Below are 19,399 nucleotides of genomic sequence, written 5' to 3' on the forward strand. Positions count from 1 at the left end.
TTAGTTTTTCAGCACTAATATTTAAAAACACCTGCTAAATTAGCGGGTGTTTTTCATTTTGGGCGACATAACTTTGATTCTATAAATAGCAGGAATTACACAGGAAAAGCAATCGTAAACTCTACCCCTTTGCCTATTTCAGAGCGACAGTCTATGGTTCCTCGAAGCACTTTCATCACAATGTTATTACAGATATGCATACCTAGCCCGCAGTTTTCTGTATCTCTGGCTAAGGTAAAGAACGGTTTATAAACATTTTCAATCGTTTGCGTAGCCATACCGATACCATTGTCTTGGTATATGAATACAAGTTTTTTGTTGTTTGCTGAGTCACATTCGATATTAGCTTTAATCGTTATTCGCCCATCTGTACCGGGAGCAAAGGCATGATGAGCCGAGTTCATAATTAAATTAATCAGCAGTTGGCATAATGCCCCAGGATTACTTTCAATCGTTAAGTCGGCAGGAATATCTAAGCAAAACTTATGTGGGGTGAGTTTAAGCCTAGGCTTAAGTGAGAGTAAAACCTCGCACACATAATCGCATAGCACGAACGAACGCATATCTTGACTATGTTGGTCGACTGATAGACGTTTAAACGTTTTGATTAACTCATTTGTCCTGAGTATATTGCGCTCAATAATTTGCGACGCTTCAGTAGATTCTTTTAGGTAATTGATAAGTTCAGAACGTTTAAGTTGATCATCTTGTAACTTTTCGAAACAGTTGTGTTGAATTTCACTTAGAAAGCTCGCAGCGGTTACCGTCACGCCAATAGGTGAACTTATTTCATGTGTTAAGCTAGACATCATGATGCCTAGAGCTGCCATACTTTCCATTTCTAGCAGCTGACTTTGTACTTTGGCACGCTGCTCAATAGCTTTTTTTGGTAAGATATTTATTTCTTCAGTTGTCTCTTTCTGCAACATACATTCTTGATGTAGGGCTACTTTTTTTTGTAATTCCTTCGCTTTATTTTTGGAATGATATAACAGGGCACCAGCACTCTGAATTGCCCGTTGTAACAATGATAATTCCGCTGCATCGGCATTTCTTGCGGTGTTAAACAAAGCACTAAATACTCCGCTAATTGAACCATCCTTGGATACAATTGGGGCCAACCAATTAGCAACAATACCTAATTTTTTTGCTTCTATATGCAAAGTTTGCCAAGCTCTGAATAAATAAATATCAGGCACAATACTGTGATTGCCTTGTTTAGTATTTTTACTGCAATCAGACTGAGGACTGTTTAAAAGAGATTTGATAATCTATTGTATAAAACATGGATGTGGATCCGTGCTTTTATTAAGAGTTCGGAAGACTGCTTTTTTACTATCAAATATTAATACCTGGCAATGACAGCTACCTAAAATTGTTTCTAAACAATCGGTTATTGTATTTAAACCATGGTCTAAGGGCTTACCATTTAATATGTTTTCCAGCGCACAAGCGCGCGCATCGTCCAGTATGCGCTGTGATGCTAACGCAATATTTCTGGTATTGTCTTCGTTGGAGATGAGTTGTAAAGGTTACATAGATTTTTATTATTTTTATTAGAACTACACTAATTAAATAATCCATCATATTTTGAGCAGTTGTAAAGATATCAGACTTTTTATAGATCTCCATGTATTGCCTGCAAAGCAGATATGGCAGTGATTGCAGCCGTTTCAGTGCGTAACACTCTTGGTCCCAGTTGGATAGTCTGAAATCCATTCTGTTCAGTTTGGTATATTTCTTGGTCTGAAAAACCACCTTCTGGGCCAATTAACAATCTGGCTCCAGCAGGAGGGATAGACACATGTCTAAATGCTTTTTCAGCCCTGGGGTGTAAAGTAAGACGGACTTGGTTAGTGGACGAGCTTATCCAGTCTGCAAATAAACGCGGTGTATGCAATGTTGGTAATACATTTCTGCCACACTGCTCACAAGCTGCAATTGCTAATTTTTGCCATTGCTCATGTTTTTTAGACCATCTGTCTTGACTGAGTTTCACACCACAGCGTTCGGTAATAAGTGGGGTGATTTCAGAGACGCCTAACTCCACTGATTTCTGGATCACCCATTCCATTCTGTCGCCTCGAGAAATTCCTTGGCCTAGATGGATACTAAGGGGGGATTCTATGCTAATTGAAATCTTAGAGTCTATGTGGACTACAACCTTACGTTTTGCCACTTCAAAGAGCTGGGCACTATATTCGTTCCCATCACCATTAAATAACACCACTGCTTGCCCTGCTTTAGCGCGTAAAACATTCGCCACGTGATTAGTTGCATCATCAGTCAAAGTGACATATGAATCAGTCGATAACTCGAAAGGATAATAAATTCTGATGATACGCATGTTGTTACTCGGTGAGGATTTTTGTAAATGGTATCAACAGTGTGAAAATTAAAGAAGGGATAATATTAGTGAATGACAAGCATAAGTGTATTAAGACTCTGCGGTTGGTTCAGTCCCGCCTAACTTGTAATTATTGCTTAGTTAATTTCGATCACTTCCGACGTGTCAATAGTTTGAGACGGAGTTCGCTGCTGGGCAATGGAATCAGCACCTTTTCTAGCAAACTTAGTGTTCTTCCCATTTTCTCTGGACATTGAAAAAGCGAAGAGTAAAACCAACGAGATAACTAATAAACTGACAAGTAACATTTTCAATTCCTTTAAAAATATTAGAACACTTAAGATAGACGAGTTTCATTATAGCATTAATTGTTTTTATATTTAAAACAATTGAATTAACCGATGGTACTGTGCTTAAACCTCATCTACACGAAACATAAACTAAGTAAATGACAGATTTATGAATTGCTTTAATTGAATCTAAAATTATTAAACTAGACTGTTGTCTTATTGATAAATAAAACCTTTGTATTATTGTATTATTGTAATGGAGAACTTCATCACCGTAGTCGAATTTGGTCGTAATATTTAATTATTAAAAAAGTTGGAGATAAAAATGTTTGGATTTGACACCGAAAAAATAGTCTCAGTTGATGGATACCTATGTTATCCCATGGGGAATTAATATTGTTATGGCGATCGTCATATACATTATTGGTAAGTTTATTGTTGGCATTTTAGTGAATGTCTTTGGCAAAGTGATGGCTCGTTCTGAGTATGACGAGATGCTGATTGATTTTGTCAAAGCTATCCTTAACGCCATTTTAATGCTGTTTGTTATAGTCGCTTCACTAGATGAACTGGGGGTGAATACCACCTCAATGGTGGCTATCCTAGGCGCTGCAGGCTTAGCTATTGGTTTGTCTTTACAAGGTTCATTACAGAATTTTGCGTCAGGTGTTATGTTGCTAGTATTTAGACCGTTTAAAGCCGGTGATTTTATCGATGCGGGTGGCGAAATGGGTACTGTTAAGACTATTAGTATTTTTACTACCATGATGACAACAGGTGATAATAAACAAATTATTGTTCCTAACGGTAAGATATACGGTGGCAACATCACTAACTTTTCAGCTAATGATACTCGCCGCGTAGATATGGTGGTGGGCATCGGTTACGACAGTGATTTGAAAAAAGCTAAACAGATCTTAAATGAAATGGTAGCAGCAGATGAGCGCATATTAAAAGATCCAGAGCCAAAAGTTGCGGTTTCTGAGTTGGCTGACAGTAGTGTTAATTTTGTGGTGAGACCTTGGGTTGCCTCGGCAGATTACTGGGCAGTGAAGTTTGATTTTACTGAAGCGGTTAAGTTACGTTTTGACGCTGAAGGTATTTCAATTCCATTCCCACAAATGGACGTACATGTTCACAAAAACGACTAAGCTTTAATAGTTATAGAAATGCCGCTCTAGTATTAAATAGCGCGGCATTTTTTTGTCTGTAATTGGTCTATAAATAGAGCTAAATTGTACATTCGGGTTTGTTTTTTGCCATGCGATATTGTTCCATTGCTTTGGGCATATTCTGAACTAGATTTTTGATCCGCGTAGCGGGGAGAGGGTGCGTGGATAGTAATTCTGGTTGACGGTTATCGCCACTGGCTTTAGCCATATTCTGCCATAAGTTGATTGACTGCTGAGGATCAAAGCCTGCGTTTGCCATTAAGTCTAATCCAATGAGATCCGCTTCTGATTCGTGCGTGCGACCGAATGGTAATTGAACGCCAACTTGCACTCCTAAACCCAAGCCCGCCATGATCATATTGCTACTAGATATTTCATTAGCTTTTAACAACTGATTAGTGACTTCCATTCCCATACCGATCAGAGCACTACTCGACATTCTCTCATTACCGTGTTCAGCAATAACATGACCTACTTCATGGCCAATAACAGCAGCAAGCTGATGTTGATTTTGGCTAAGCTCAATTAACCCGGTGTATACACCTATTTTACCCCCTGGTAAGGCAAACGCATTAATTTGCGGTGAGTCAAATACAACTAGCTCCCATTCTCCTGAAAACACTGATTTAGGTACATGCCGTGTTATGGCGTCGGCAATACACTTCACATATTGATTAGAAACTGACTGGCTGGAAACCTTTTGTTCTGTTTTCATACTGGTAAAAGCCTGCTCGCCCATTCCTGCTAACTGTGAGCTTGAATAAAGTTTGAGTTGATTTCGGCCCAGTGGTGATTTAGCGCATGATGATAGCAAGGTCGAGACAATAATCATTAAGCACAAGTATTGAGTACATCGCATGGAATTTTTTCTATAAGTCTAATAATCAAATAATCATACCTTGATTTGAGCAATCGATTCAGTATCTGTTTAGTTAAATTTATTTAGTAGCAGACAAGGTTTCAAGTTGAAATCTACAATCTGCACGTTTTATATTGTTGTTTTAATACTTTTATCGTTGATTTTATTATCTATATGTACCCACTCAAGCCAAGCTTACCAGTAAGATAATAATCAATTTGTTACAGTGTTTTATGTTTTTTTAAGTAAAAGTGAGGGCATTAATTTTAAAATATTTGTAGGCACGTGAGCTGCTAAAGAAGCAGTGGATAGGGTCCTAAATAATGCTCATTGTAATAGCTAGGTCAGATTTTCAGGAGTCAATCCTGACTGGTTGTTTATTGGGTTAATCAGAGTTTTTTGTCCGAGTTTATTAAAGTTTGAAACTGTTGACTTAGGACGTGAAGCCGTCGTTAGCCGTTAGAGTTATGTTAGTGTATTTTTTACCCAAACCTATCATTAGCAACGTTCACTATCAGACAGGGTTGTGCTAACAAACGTCTACCTGACACCTTGTTCTATAATAAGTCAATGCTAACTTTATTAAGGCCTTGTTTTTGAATTTTTGCTTTGCCAGAACTTTTTAAGAATTCAAGTAATGAATTTGGATCGTTACTTTCAAATATACCCGAAATTGGTAGGCGAGATAAAACCTCAGACTCAATTGATATTTGAAGGAGGTTGTAGCGATTAAACTCAAAGATTACATCTTTTAGAATATCATTTTTAAATATTAATTTGCGTTGTTTCCATGATGTTTTGTTATCTAAGTCGGCGTTAATATCAGTAGTGATGACACCATTGGGTTGAACTGACGCTTCTTGACCGACAGACACAATAAGAGTTTTTGTCGAATTAAAATCTAAATCGCTGTTATCTGCTAACCTCAATGTATCTTTTTTGATAACAAGTTTTTCATTGTTAGTCGCTTGGTTGGTCAAGGCTACTTCACCAGTAATAACGGTAAGTTCTATTTTTCCTCGATTGTTTCTAACGTTAAATTCTGTTCCTAACGCTTGAAACATCACCCCGCCAACCCATACTCTAAAGGGTTTTTCAGGATTATGAGCTACTTTAAATATTGCTTCACCTTGGTATAAATATATATTTCTAAAATGCGAATTATAGTCAATATCTATATTAGTTAAGGTATTTAAATAAACAATTGAGCCATCACTTAATGTGACGCTTCTTTGCTCACCTAATACGGTTGTATACTTGTTTGAGGTGTCTGAGTTGACGATGTTAACGTTATTTTCGGATGAATAATTTAAATCGTACAAGCTGAACAAGCTAAGTGCCACACTTGCCGCTAGAGCTATCCATACTTTGCTCATTCTTTTTTTATGAGTGTTTTTTTCTATTAACGAAGTGTTTTCCCCGACGTTATCTAGGGACAAAACATCAAAAGTTGGCACGTTTATTTTCTCAATTAATGTGTTTAATGATATTTTTTTATCGATATCAATACCTTCTAACATATCAAAAATAGCACAAGCATGTAAAAACTCTTCAACGTGTACAGGGCTTTTAAGTAACCAAAGAGTTAATTCATTTTTTTGTTTGGTACTAAGCTCGCCATCATCATGTAATACCGCCCAATGACTTGCTTGTTCAATGATATGGTTATTCTCGTTAGTATTGTTCATGATGGTCGCCCATGCTGTGTGCTTTTCGACATTCAGCAACAGCTCTTGTTAAATATTTTCTTACTGTATGAATGGAAATCCCGAGTTTATTCGCAATCTCCATATGCTTTAAGCCATCTCGTTTTCTCATCAGCAAAACTGTTTGATACATAAGGGGAAGCTCTTTAATAATTTTATCTAGATCTATGATCGCCTTTGCAGTTTCGTAGTCCATATGAGGTTCATCAGTTGAAGGGATATCTTCTACTTCTTCAAAAGGGTAAGTCTTCTTTTCAGCACTACGATCACTTTTAATTCGCGTCTCGTAGACAAGGTTTGCTGCAATACGAAAAAGATAAGCCTTTGGCTGTTCAATTAAATCAGTTCGTTCCACTCGAATAAGCCTGAGATAAGCTTCTTGTGATAGGTCTTGGGCTTGTTGTTTATTGGAAGAACGGCGAAGTAGAAAGGCAAACAATTCTTTATATGAACTATCGTATAGCCCTTTAATAAAACTGCTGTGTTTATTTATGGTCTGTTTAGTCATCAATTCTTATTTCATCAAAATATTTATAGACAAATTTATTATTGTGTTGGTTTTAGAATTAGGCTTCTTGTTTTCAAATGGGCTCAATCGGCTACATAATAGCTATATACAATAAGAGTCTTGTTAGATAAAAGTTAGGTACAAAAAATAAATAGAAATTAAATTTGTACCTAAAAATGATTTGTTGTAACTCTTCTATTAATGAGTGAATAAAACATCAAACTAAATCGATATTAAATAAAGATAAGACAAATTGCATAGCTTTAGGAGACTTAACATGAAAAAACAAGCACCAATGTGGAAAAAGAAGCCGATATTATTGTCTATTTTATTATCTTTTACAGGTAATCTCACCGTTGCAATGGAAGCCAGTGCTCAAGCACCAGAAAATCAAATTACAGTCAAAGTTGAAGCAGTCACCCTTGATGATGCATTGCAAAGTGTCGCTAAACAGTTTGGAAAACAAATTGTGTTTTTTTCCGATATAGCTAAAGGAATAAAAGCACAACCATTTATCGGCCTCCATACCGAGCAAGAAGCATTGAATATACTGCTTAAAAATACTGAGCTTCAATTTCGCTATATTAATGACAAAACGATAGCGATTGAAAAGATTGAAAGTAAAAAAAATCTAAAGGCGTCAGTGAAGCCTTTCAGTAGCGAACAGCAAAATGCATCTGACGAAAATAGTGAGAATGTATCAACATCGAATAACCAGAATGTTAATGCAAATAAGAAAGTATTAGAAAAAATTATTGTTACCGCCCAGCGTCGAACTCAAAATCTACAAGAAGTGCCAATTTCAGTTTCAGTGATTAAAGGTGATTTGCTAGATAGCATAAGTGCAAATGGTGGCGATATTCGTTTTATGTCCGCGCGAATACCTAGTTTGAAAATTGAATCTTCATTTGGGCGTTCTTTTCCTCGTTTTTATATGCGCGGTTTAGGTAATCAAGATTTTGATTTAAACGCTTCTCAACCAGTGTCATTAATTTATGATGGTGTTGTTCAGGAAAATCCTATTTTAAAAGGGTTTCCAGTCTTTGACGTTGAAAGCATTGAGGCTTTACGTGGTCCACAAGGGACGTTGTTTGGTCGTAATACCCCTGCGGGCTTAGTTAAATTCACATCTAAACGTCCTACCCAAGACTTTGAAGGATATTTTACAACGTCAATTGGTTCTTTAAACACTTGGTCTACTCAAGCCGCTATTAGTGGAGGCATAACGGATACAGTATCAGTACGTTTATCGTTATTAAACCAAACGCGCGATGATTGGATTGATACAAAAGCACCAGGATTCGAGCAGAAAAATATTTTAGGCGGTTATGAAGACCGTGCAGTCAAATTTCAAGTTTTGTATGAGCCTACTGAAAATTTTTCAGCGCTACTTAATTATCATGCCCGTGACTTAGATGGTACACCGACAGTATTCCGCGCTAGTGCAATAAAACCAGGAACTAACGACTTTCAAGCTGGTTTTGACCGTGATGTTATTTATCACGACGCAGCTCAAAGAGCTACCCAGACTGTTAAAGTCGATGGTGGAAGTTTGAAGATGGAATATGTGGGAACTGATCATACGTATACCTCTGTTACTGGTTACGAATCAGTTGAAATGTTCTCTAGAGCTGATGTTGACGGCGGTTATCGAGTGAGTAGTTTTGGTGATCCTTCCGGTTATATGGGCGAATTAGGTACAGTGCCGCGCTTCTCTGTAGAAAGTGCTGATGGTATTCCAGACCACAGTCAGATAACACAGGAATTCCGTCTTGCCTCAAACGAGTTAGGTCAATTTGATTATCAAGCCGGTTTTTTCCTTTACGCTGAAGATTTAGACATAGATACGTTGCAGTACAATGAAGATGGCAACATTAAGCGTTATTTAACCCAAAAACAAAAAACTGATGCTTGGGCCTTATTTGCTTCTGGAGATTATGATCTTACTGAAGAAGTGAAAATAACAGGTGGTATTCGTTATTCAAAAGATAAAAAAGATTATGTAGCACAACGTATAGTTTCAACAGGGAGTGATGGCCTTTTTTTTGACCCGTTTTATGCAAACCCTGAAGATTCTGCTGTCAGCTGGGATTTAAGTGCGAGTTATAAATATACAAACGATATAAATTTATATACCCGAATGTCTAAAGGATTTAGAGCACCGAGTATTCAAGGCCGTATTGTTAGTGGAAATAATCCTACGCTGAGTATTGCTGATTCAGAAACTATCCATTCTATTGAGGTCGGTACCAAGTCTGATTTATTAGATGGTGCTGCACGTGTTAATTTTGATGTTTTCTACTTTCAAATGAATGATCAACAAATGACAGCACAATCTTCATTTGATGAAGGTGCGGCTAAAGAATTATTGAACTTAGATAAAACTGTAGGTTATGGTTTTGAAGTTGATACTGAATACGCTGTCACAGCTGACTTATTAGTGTCATTAGGTCTGAGCTATAACAATACTGAAATTAAAGATAGTCAGGTGGCGATTTCAACATGTGACTTTTGTATCGTCCGTAATACAGTTAATGAAGATGGCTTAATTGGTGTGGATGGTTTGTCCTTACCTCGTGCTCCAGAGTGGATTGGCAATTTTACTCTGCGCTATAGTAAACCATTAGGTGATGGTGAATTTTATGTTTATACCGATTGGTCATACGCCAGTTCAGTACAATTTTCACTAATTGACGCAGTTGAAATGAAACAAGACCCATATCTTGAAGGTGGTATACGTGCTGGTTATAACTGGTATGTAAACGAGTATAAGCTAGAAGTCGCTGCTTTTGGTCGTAATATTACTGATGAAAGGTCGTTAATAGGAGGGTTAACGATTAATAACCTCGCGGGCATTGTGAATGATGGTAGGTTTTGGGGAGCTGAATTTAAAATTAACTTTTAAACATAGGCTTAGCCACTTACTCCCTGCTTTTATTGATGATTTCTGGTACTTATCACTATGCTAAGTACCAGAATCATATGGGTTTTTTAACGAATTAATGAAGGCTTAATAAGATGAGATTGAACTGCTTCAGCATATATTCACCTATAATTGCATTGTTTATATCAACCATGTCTTTTGCCGGACAAACGGTTGATATTCTGCTCATTAATGCACACTTACTCACTATGGACGCAAAATTAACCCAGTACCCTCGAGGTTTTATTGCTATAAAAGGAAACGAGATTGTTGGGTTAGGGCCACAGGCACAAGCAAAGCAATTCTCTGCTGATAAAACATTGGATCTTGATGGTGATTTAGTTCTTCCCGGATTTATTAATACACATACACATGTTTCAATGACCCTTTTTCGTTCCCTCGGTGATGATGTAAATGACCGTCTACATAGTTATATTTTCCCATTAGAAAAAGAGTTTGTTTCACGCGAAATGGTCTATCTAGGCGCGGAGTTAGGTAATTTAGAAATGTTAAAAGGAGGTGTGACGACTTTCGCGGATATGTATTATTTTGAAGATGAAGTGGCTAAAGCCGTTGACCAAATTGGCTTGAGAGCTGTACTTGGTCAGACAGTCATAAAATATCCGCAAGCAGACGCTAAAAACGCCACGGAAGGGATTGCTTATGCAGAAAGTTTCATCAAGAAATACCTACATCACCCCCGCATTACCCCCGCTTTTGCACCTCATGCACCTTATACAAACAGTACCGAAGATTTACAAAAAATAGCTAAGTTAGCATTGTTTTATAATGTTCCGGTGTTGACACATTTGGCTGAATCTAAGAAAGAGCAAGCTGAAATAGCTCAACGGTCTGATGGTTTATCACCTATTGCTTATTTAGATAAAATTGGTGTGTTAAATAATAATTTAATCGGTGCGCATGTCATTTTGGCTAATGAAAATGATATTACATTATTAAAAACACATCACGTAGGTGTCGCTCATAATATTAGCGCTAATATTAAATCAGCTAAGGGTGTTGCGCCTATAGTTGAAATGCTAAAACAGGGTGTTGATGTAGGTTTAGGTACTGACGGCCCGATGTCAGGTAATACCATTAGTTTAATTGATGAACTTAATCAAGTCGCAAAAATTCATAAACTGTGGAACAAAGATCGTAGTGTTATGGCAGCCGTTGATGTAATTAAGATGGCAACTATTGGTGGCGCTAAGGTGCTGAATCTTGATGATAAAGTAGGCTCTTTAGAAATAGGTAAATTAGCTGACATTATTGTTTTTGATACTAAATCACCCAATATGACTCCGATATATAACCCTTACTCAGTCTTAGTTTATTCCGCTTATGCCACTGACGTTAAACATAGTATTGTTGACGGTCAGTTACTAATGGAAAACCGTAAGGCACTGACCGTCGATGAACATGATGTAATAAAACGAGCCAATGAATTTAGTGAGAAAGTGAAAGCGTCACTAATTAGCCAAGGGAAATCAATTTTGTAAACATTACTGCTTTTTTCTTGTTGCAATTATGTGTAAATGACATGGGCATATACGTCATATCTGGTGCCACAAAACTACAGTAAATGTCCTGGCAATAAACTCAGGCTTGTCTATGGTTATTGAAAGATAAATTTAAGCGCGGTAGATGCGGCATGCACAGATATATCTAAATCTAAACACACCTTAACCATTTAAATAGAAACCATATGATTACTCCGAGCCATTTTTTCAAGATGATGTTATCAACGTTCCAAAAATTTCAAACATCATAGATATAAGCACTTTTTATAATAATGGTAAGTTCATTCATGGCCATATCTTGGTTGATATTTCGACGTAATATGGGTAAGAGTTTACGGTTGATTTTCGTAGGTATTCTATTATTTAAGATGCGTTATAGTGTCTCAATTTTTATGCTAAGGGTAATAAATAGGATAATATAGAGCGTAATAAGTATCGCAGCGGCGGATTAGATTTTTATAGTTGCGGTTATCACTGTCAATGACAACACTAGCTAGCCTGACTGCGATGCTCATAGGATTAACTGTCATAAGTGCAGGTAAGTATAGGCATCACTAGACTAATACTGTTAAGAAGAAACGTATCTTGTCCTTTCAACATCTAGTGCGACGTGTAGTAAAAAATACCTGCTTTAAATCACACAAACAGCACTTAATTAATGCTATCGAAAAACTTCAGCAAGGTATCTTGATGGCATGTGTCGAAGTTTAATCATTTAGGGGGGCTCTTTCTCAGGTTAGACGTTAGATAGGTAGAGGTGGAAATACTGCCAAGTTAATTTTTCAGTTTTTCCCTTATAGTGTTAATGCGCTTTTTCTTATCTCTTGCCTTATCCATTTTCTGAAGGGATCGTGGTGCGTACGTTCATGCCAGATCTGAGACATTTCTACCGCTGGAATATCGATCGGACATTGATAGGTGACTAAATTATCGTCAAATTGAAGCGCCAGAGCCGCAACCGGCGACATACAAACAAATAATATATCGTGCCTGTCTTTTAAAAAAAACTGTGGTGAAAGAAAGCTAGAATAGCCAGCTACAACTCGCCTACCTTTTCCAATTGACGATAAAGCTTTATCTACTCCTGCTAGCAAATCATCATTTCGCATGACGATAACATGATCACATTTGGCAAATGAATCAACAGTCATCATGTCTTCAATATTATTATTATCTTTATGCGCCAGTACAACAAATTCTATATTGCATAATTTTTGAACATAAAAGCTATCTGGGATACTCCGAAAGGAACCTGCAATGGCAATATCACAAGTGCCTTTTTCAAGTTCTTTGGCAGGCAAGGTACCAAGGGTATTAAACATCGATATTTGAGCATTTGGTGCTGAAATAGATAATGAGCCTATTACCTCAGGAATAATGAATGCCTCAGATATTTCAGTACCGTAAATACTGACTTTATCATTGCATCCATGCCAGTCATCAGAACTCATAGAAGAATATAAAGACTCGAAAGACTTCACTAATCGAATGATTTCAGGCGCATAGGCTTCCGCTTTCGACGTTATCGATAGTCCTCTTGGCGCCCTTTCGAATAAAGGGTCGCCGAATTCAGACCTTAACTTACTGAGTCTATGACTTAATGTTGGTTGGCTGAGTGACATACGCTCAGACGCCCTAGACAAGTTTCTTTCTTCATATAAAATTGAAAAAAGATGCAGCAAATTCATGTCTTTATCTTTTAAATTCATCTTTATTCTTCTTCAACTAATTCTTATTTTCATATAATAACAAATATTTGAATTTATACCGGTAATGAAAAAGGTTAAACGCTAAGAGCTAAGTGTTCACTTCTGTACCTTTGCAGTAAGCTTATACCCATCTATTTGACTTACCTTTATTATTTTCAAAGGCAATACTTTCAATAAATGCGTTTATATGAGCCTGTTCAGATTTTACTTCAATGTCCCTATTGTAAATAACGCTATTAATCACCCTCATTTAACTGCATATTTGTAGTCTGCTATGAATTAATCAAAATCTGCATCTCGGCTATCTGAAAAAATATGAATAGTTGTTAGAAACGCGGATGGATTTTGTTTATACGGCTATACGCACCTACTATCTGTCCATACATTTTGTGTGGTGTCTCTGTATTAGAGGACGCTTATGACTACGTTTTCCAATTGGATAGACACCACATCTAGTCGCTGATTACCGCCTTGTAAGCTAGGAACACCTCTGATTAAGGGGCCACTTCTTCTCCCAAGGCTTCTAATTCATCTGCCTGCATAAGTGTGTTATGCAGGCACTGCCTCAAAATAGCCATCACGCATAATTTTAGTGCGAACCAATATATCAGTATAAAACTTATGTGCTCGCTTTAAATTACTGACTTTAATACTGAAGTCATCTATTCCTTTGATGTCAGAGGTAACGGGGTTAACACTTTTAGCGTGCCATTGGTCATGGTATTAAGGCTGATAAATCAAGCTATTCCTATTGTTATACGTGAGCTACCAAGCCCCAATATTTTTCATTTCTTTCCAAGGAGAAATTGGCTCCAATGACTTATTCTTTTGGATAAGCTCAATAGAAATTCCATCTGGCGATTTGATGAACGCCATATGTCCATCTCTTGGCGGGCGGTTAATCGTAACACCCTTGTTCATCAATTCCTGGCACGTGTCATAGATATTGTCGACACGGTAGGCTAGGTGTCCAAAATTACGTCCACCATCAAGATTTTCAGGTTCACCATTTTCAGTTGGCCAGTTGTAAGTAAGCTCAAGTAACGGTGTTTTTAACGTCCGAGAGAGTTCAACATCGCCAGGTGCTGAAAGAAAAATTAAAGAAAACCTTCCCCCTTCATTCTCTATTCTATTTGTTTCGACCATACCAAGTTTGGTACAAAAAAAAGTCCAGTGTTTCCTCAAGGTTTGAAACTCGAAGCATTGTGTGTAGGTATTCCATGGTTATTTCCTATTTAAAGTGAGTCTTCTGTTTGATTCAATGTCGGATAGTCGGTGTAGCCTTTGTGGTCACCACCATAAAATGTTGTTGGGTCAGGTTGATTAAACGGTCCGTTTTGAGCGATACGTTTTGGTAAATCGGGGTTAGCGAGAAACGCACGACCAAATGTTACAGCATCAGCTTTACCAGTAGATATCCACTGTTGGGCTTCTTCGTAAGTAAATTGTCCATTTACTATTAAAGCGCCATCAAACAATGCTCGTATTGAATGCACAATATCGTCTCCTGAGCCAATTAAACCTACTTCATTTCCATGTGAGTTGGGCCTTACAATATGTAAATAAGCTAAACCTTTTCCAGAAAGCGATTTTGCTGCCGCTGTATAAAGTGCCATCGGCTCACTATCGTAACTGCCACCTGCTCCACCAATAGGTGTTAATCGGACACCAATTCTAGATGCGGGAATGACCTGAATAAGTGCGTCAACTACTTCGTTAAGAAGTCTAATACGGTTTTCAATCGACCCACCGTATTCATCCTCACGTTTATTCACAGAGTCGCGCATAAATTGGTCGATAAGGTATCCATTTGCCGCATGAAATTCGATACCATCGAAGCCAGCTTCTTTAGACATCTGAGCCGCATGTTGATAGTCCTTTATCACATTTTTGATATCCGCTTTTGTCATTGACCGAGCTTCAGGGTGAGGTACTGTAGGTCCTTGTGAATGATAGTCACCTACAAAAGCATCCCCGACAGGTGTCCAATTACTTGCAGAGACGGGTTGTCCTCCATCGGGTTGAAATACGTTATGTGATACTGCACCTACATGCCAAAGCTGATTGAAAATGTGCCCACCTGCACCGTGAATTGCATCAGTAACAAGTTTCCAACTGTTTACTTGGTCTTCAGTGAAAATTCCTGGAGTCCATGCATAACCTTGCCCTTGTGAACTTATTTGAGTGGCTTCAGATATAATCAATCCCGCGCTTGCTCGTTGCGTGTAATAGAGCGCATGCAAGGGCGTTTGTGCATGAGAATGAGCAAGTGAGCGCGAACGTGTCAGGGGCGCCATGAAAATACGATTAGGTAAAGAAAGATCGCCGATTTTTACTGGCGTCAGAAGTGTTGCCTCATTAGCAGTTGTATTAAGTTGGGATTTCATTGCTTTTCTATTTATCTAAGATTATTAATTTAATCTATTGTGAGACGCATCTAGGTATTTGTATAATCATGGTTTTAGATAGAAGGCATCCAAAAAATGAATATCAAAAGTAAAGATCTTAACTCCCTTCATTTATTTGCCATTTTATATGAGGAGAGAAGTTTAACACGTGCGTCAGCCAGAATGGCATTAAGTCAGCCAGCTTTGAGTCATAGACTTAATAAACTCAGAGAAGAGTTTGGTGATCCGATGTTTGTAAGGGCATCGAGAGGTTTAACTTTGACGCCATTTGCAAAAAAATATGCAAATCAGATAATGGGGGTTGTATCAAATGTAGAAGCATTTTATCAAACTATGCAACCCCCTGATTTTTTACAACAACGAGACAAGGTAACTATTTACGGAACTGAAATAGTAGAAGCTCTTTTGATGCCATCAGTGCTTAATATTATCGCTAGCGAAGCGCCTAATGTAAAAATCATTATGTTCAATACTAGTGGGCGATTACCTTTGAAGGAGTTAGAAAATGGGACATGTGATATTGCAATTGCAGGCTTCTTTGAAAATATTCCAACTAGCTTCTACCAAGAAAAAATAATGGAATATGAATTTGTTGTGTTAGCCAACAAGCAAAACGAACACATTGGATCAGAGCTCACTCTTGCTGCATTTCTTCAATGTAGGCATGTAATGGTTACTTTGACAGGAGCATTGAATGGGAGCATTGATACTGCTCTGGAGTCTTTAGGTGAAAAGCGAAGGGTGCTTGCTGGCTACTCGAGCTTTCTAGCCCCGCAGATTCTCTTAAGGAAACAGAAAAATATACTGTTTGTTTGTGCAAGGCCTTTGGCAGTATTAGCCGTTCAGAATAACAAAGACCTTATAATATATAATAGTCCTGCAGCATTACCTAAGATTGAATTAATCCAAGTATGGCATGAAAGAACTCATAACGACCAATTACGGAAGTTATTAAGGGAAAACTTAAAAAATATCGCATCGAAAGCCAGTTGGAAATAATTAAACGAATAGTGAGAAATATTCTTATTTATCTAGCATGTAATCTAAGTCTAGAAAACCTAGGTTAAATGATTGTAATATGTCATGAGTAGGATTTGTAAAGATATTATTAATAAGCACAAATAGATAAAACGTCATAATGTCGCCGTTGCTTACTAAAGTGATACGTTGGGCGTTGCGAAAACTATTGATCACCTTCGGGTCTAAGTTCTGGGTTTTTATGATCAAACAAGCATAATGTTGTCGCCGATTAAATCGCTGCTCCACTATCATTATATGGTCAGCTAAACCATAGAGCAAACGTGATAGCACACCATATTTTACCCCAATCAAGAACATAAACTCCCTTACTTCACGACGTGCTTGATGATTTTGTTACTGAAGATAACTCTGTTCGAGTTGAGGTTATATTGATAGATAATTTAGAACTTAAAATATGTGAATTTAAACGTGTGATTACCAAGAGCAAAGACCGTTCAGGTTATCATCCAGCCATCCTGTTAAAACTCACTATCTATGATTATCTCAATCGTATTTAATCTTCTCACCGCTTAGAAAAGAGTCATCGCAACGTTGAACTGATGTGGGTGTTGGGTCGATTAATGCCAGACTTTAAAACGATTGCTCATTTTAGAAAGGAAAATGTCAAAGGCATAGATGCTCTATGTCGTCAGTTTGTAGAGATGGGTTGTCAGATGATTATATTCTATGTTCCACTCTTCGCTATTGATGGAGGCAAGTTTAAGGCGGTCAATAACAAGGACAGTAATGTCAGTCGTAACAGTACTGTATTCGGGAAATACGCTGTTGAACATTTATTCGGTGACCTTAAATGTGGACGAGTGCGACGCTCTGCGTAATGACACGTAAACGTAATTTGTTAACCAAAATGAGTATCGATGTGCTGACATACAACTTGATAAGCGTGATATCGACAATAGGATTGACAGGATTGATATGGGCTATGCTGGGCCAGGGTAGTTATCCTTTTGAATGACGTATAAAGCATTAGAAACAGCCACAATTACCATCCAAAAGTCTATTCAAGCTCTAATCTTCAATCTCAAATAAATATTCAACACATCAACTCCCACGCTAATGATGTGAATGAAGCTACCTTAAATTGGTATTCAAAATAGATTTGTCAGAGCCTAAGTCCATCACTGCCTTTTAAGACTAGACTTTAGTGTCAGTAAAGTGTTTAAAGCTACCCTTCTGATGCGAACTAGTTTGGAATTTTAAAGTTTTAAAGTTTTAAAATTATGATGTTTAGAATTTTAGAGTCATAAGATAGGTGTTTAGTTACAATCTTTAATCTGAATAGCTCACTTTTTGATGGCATCACCTATGCCTGTGAATAACAATTTGCAGCGTTTAGTTGCGTTATCAGCAGGTTGACTGAAGAAAATAAAGTCGCCACACAGTGACGATTTTTTCAGTGTCAGGGGGCCGGTGTACTATGAGCTAGCTAGATGCCAACCATAGTTTGTGAAAATGCAACACCCCAAATTCATTACTTTAAAAATACTAAAATACAGCCCCATTTTGAGGCTATTTTGATCTGAGCTGACTCTCTAGATACTTGCTTTGAGGCGTTCAGCAACATCTGTTTTTTCCCAAGGAAATTCTTCTCTGCCAAAGTGTCCGTATGCTGCGGTGGCTTGATAGATGGGTCGCTCTAAGTCGAGCATTTTGAGTAGTCCGTAGGGTCTAAGTTCGAAGTTGTCACGAACCAACTTAACCAATAATGCATCTGAAACTTTTCCTGTGCCAAAGGTATCAATATTGATGGATGTTGGCTCTGCTACACCGATGGCGTAAGACAACTGGATTTCGCATCTGTCGGCTAATCCAGCTGCGACTATATTTTTTGCAACGTAACGTCCAGCATATGCCGCTGATCTATCCACTTTTGAAGGATCTTTGCCAGAAAATGCGCCACCGCCATGTCTTGCCATACCGCCGTAGGTATCAACAATTATTTTACGACCGGTCAAGCCACAGTCGCCCATGGGGCCGCCAATAACAAACCGACCTGTGGGGTTAATAAAATATTTGGTTTTGTTGCTAAGCCATTTTTCAGGTAATACTGGCTTAATAATTTCTTCCATCACGGCTTCACGAAGATCTGCGGTGCTGATGCTTTCATCATGTTGAGTTGACAACACCACCGCATCAATAGCCACGGGTTGATTATTTTCGTAGATAAAAGTGACTTGGCTTTTGGCATCAGGCCTCAACCAGTTTAAGGTACCGTTTTTACGTAACTCAGACTGACGTTTTACCAAGCGGTGAGAATAGGTAATCGGTGCAGGCATCAACACATCTGTTTCATTACTGGCATAACCAAACATTAAACCTTGGTCCCCTGCACCTTGCTCTTCTGGTGAGGTGCGGTCTACGCCTTGATTAATATCAGGTGATTGTTTACCAATGGCATTTAATACTGCGCATGAGTCTGCATCAAATCCCATATCTGAATGCACATATCCGATTTCTCTAACTGTTTTGCGGGTAATTTCTTCTATATCTACCCATGCCGAGGTTGTAACTTCGCCACCTACTAACACCATACCTGTTTTGACAAAGGTCTCACAGGCCACTCTTGCCTTAGGATCTTGGGTTAAAATGGCATCTAAAACTGCATCAGAAATTTGATCTGCAATTTTATCAGGGTGTCCTTCAGATACAGATTCAGAAGTAAATAAATGTGAGGTCATAAAAGCACCTTATGTCAGAGTCGTTGTACGAATTAATACGTATATTTTAACTATTCAAGTACAAAATACCAGTCTTTACTTCTAGACGTCCGAACGTCTATGAATTTTATTCTGCTAAGGTGTAAACAAAAGTCATATGAAAATACTCATTCATAGAGTATTTAAGATTGCAGTTACATGCTGGCTAATACAAAATGTATAGCTAACTAAGGTGTCTTTAGCGAACAGTTACGGA

At 37.9% G+C, this 19,399-nt stretch carries 14 protein-coding genes and 2 pseudogenes; 5 read left to right on the forward strand and 11 right to left on the reverse strand.

Features of this window, described 5'->3' with window-relative positions; all coding sequences use genetic code 11:
• Positions 1-95: 95 nt before the first annotated feature.
• From C427_RS06050 to C427_RS26265, 3 genes are all read right to left on the reverse strand, one after another.
• Positions 96-1,199, reverse strand: coding sequence for a sensor histidine kinase (locus C427_RS06050; protein WP_007642081.1), 1,104 nt, complete (start codon positions 1,197-1,199; stop codon positions 96-98).
• A gap of 419 nt (positions 1,200-1,618) precedes the next feature.
• A complete protein-coding gene (locus C427_RS06060) occupies positions 1,619-2,347 on the reverse strand; it encodes a 16S rRNA (uracil(1498)-N(3))-methyltransferase (protein WP_034900144.1) in 729 nt (242 codons plus the stop codon).
• Positions 2,348-2,484: 137 nt separating this feature from the next.
• A complete protein-coding gene (locus C427_RS26265) occupies positions 2,485-2,655 on the reverse strand; it encodes a hypothetical protein (protein WP_015430573.1) in 171 nt (56 codons plus the stop codon).
• 383 nt (positions 2,656-3,038) lie between these two features.
• Between C427_RS26265 and C427_RS06065 the strand changes: the two genes are divergently transcribed.
• On the forward strand, positions 3,039-3,788 hold the full coding sequence (locus tag C427_RS06065) for a mechanosensitive ion channel family protein (protein WP_015430574.1): 750 nt from the start codon (positions 3,039-3,041) through the stop codon (positions 3,786-3,788).
• A 79-nt stretch (positions 3,789-3,867) separates the two neighbouring features.
• Here the strand turns inward: C427_RS06065 and C427_RS06070 are convergent, their stop codons facing one another.
• The 3 genes from C427_RS06070 to C427_RS06080 form a co-directional block, all read right to left on the reverse strand.
• Positions 3,868-4,668, reverse strand: a complete 801-nt coding sequence (locus C427_RS06070; protein WP_187292380.1) for a M48 family metallopeptidase — start codon at positions 4,666-4,668, stop codon at positions 3,868-3,870.
• A gap of 557 nt (positions 4,669-5,225) precedes the next feature.
• A complete protein-coding gene (locus tag C427_RS06075) occupies positions 5,226-6,356 on the reverse strand; it encodes a FecR family protein (protein ID WP_007642090.1) in 1,131 nt (376 codons plus the stop codon).
• Complete coding sequence (locus tag C427_RS06080; protein ID WP_007642092.1) at positions 6,343-6,882, reverse strand: RNA polymerase sigma factor; 540 nt, start codon at positions 6,880-6,882, stop codon at positions 6,343-6,345. The genes C427_RS06075 and C427_RS06080 overlap by 14 nt, the downstream gene beginning before the upstream one ends.
• A 277-nt stretch (positions 6,883-7,159) precedes the next feature.
• Between C427_RS06080 and C427_RS06085 the strand changes: the two genes are divergently transcribed.
• Positions 7,160-9,787 (forward strand): TonB-dependent receptor domain-containing protein, encoded by a 2,628-nt coding sequence (locus C427_RS06085; RefSeq protein WP_007642094.1) that lies wholly within the window; start codon positions 7,160-7,162, stop codon positions 9,785-9,787.
• 113 nt (positions 9,788-9,900) lie between these two features.
• Positions 9,901-11,307, forward strand: a complete 1,407-nt coding sequence (locus C427_RS06090) for an amidohydrolase (RefSeq protein ID WP_226991259.1) — start codon at positions 9,901-9,903, stop codon at positions 11,305-11,307.
• A gap of 815 nt (positions 11,308-12,122) precedes the next feature.
• Here C427_RS06090 and C427_RS06095 read toward each other — a convergent pair.
• The 3 genes and pseudogenes from C427_RS06095 to C427_RS06105 form a co-directional block, all read right to left on the reverse strand.
• Positions 12,123-13,037, reverse strand: a complete 915-nt coding sequence (locus C427_RS06095; protein ID WP_007642104.1) for a LysR family transcriptional regulator — start codon at positions 13,035-13,037, stop codon at positions 12,123-12,125.
• A gap of 765 nt (positions 13,038-13,802) precedes the next feature.
• Positions 13,803-14,259 (reverse strand): annotated as a pseudogene (locus tag C427_RS06100) (VOC family protein).
• Between the two features lie 13 nt (positions 14,260-14,272).
• Positions 14,273-15,424: an alkene reductase gene (locus C427_RS06105; protein WP_007642107.1), complete on the reverse strand. Its 1,152-nt coding sequence runs from the start codon at positions 15,422-15,424 to the stop codon at positions 14,273-14,275.
• A 96-nt stretch (positions 15,425-15,520) separates the two neighbouring features.
• On the opposite strand from C427_RS06105, the gene C427_RS06110 reads away from it, so the two are divergent.
• Complete coding sequence (locus C427_RS06110) at positions 15,521-16,444, forward strand: LysR family transcriptional regulator (protein ID WP_007642108.1); 924 nt, start codon at positions 15,521-15,523, stop codon at positions 16,442-16,444.
• Between the two features lie 24 nt (positions 16,445-16,468).
• On the opposite strand, the gene C427_RS06115 is transcribed toward C427_RS06110, so the two are convergent.
• Complete coding sequence (locus tag C427_RS06115) at positions 16,469-16,777, reverse strand: hypothetical protein (RefSeq protein WP_148285889.1); 309 nt, start codon at positions 16,775-16,777, stop codon at positions 16,469-16,471.
• Positions 16,778-17,013: 236 nt separating this feature from the next.
• Here C427_RS06115 and C427_RS28750 point away from each other — a divergent pair.
• Positions 17,014-17,304 (forward strand): annotated as a pseudogene (locus C427_RS28750) (IS5/IS1182 family transposase); the annotation flags it as partial.
• Positions 17,305-18,018: 714 nt separating this feature from the next.
• Here C427_RS28750 and metK read toward each other — a convergent pair.
• The gene (metK, locus tag C427_RS06130; RefSeq protein WP_007642112.1) at positions 18,019-19,164 is read right to left on the reverse strand and encodes a methionine adenosyltransferase; all 1,146 of its coding nucleotides are present in this window, start codon (positions 19,162-19,164) and stop codon (positions 18,019-18,021) included.
• Positions 19,165-19,399: the final 235 nt, after the last annotated feature.

Source organism: Paraglaciecola psychrophila 170, assembly GCF_000347635.1.
Lineage (GTDB): Bacteria > Pseudomonadota > Gammaproteobacteria > Enterobacterales > Alteromonadaceae > Paraglaciecola > Paraglaciecola psychrophila.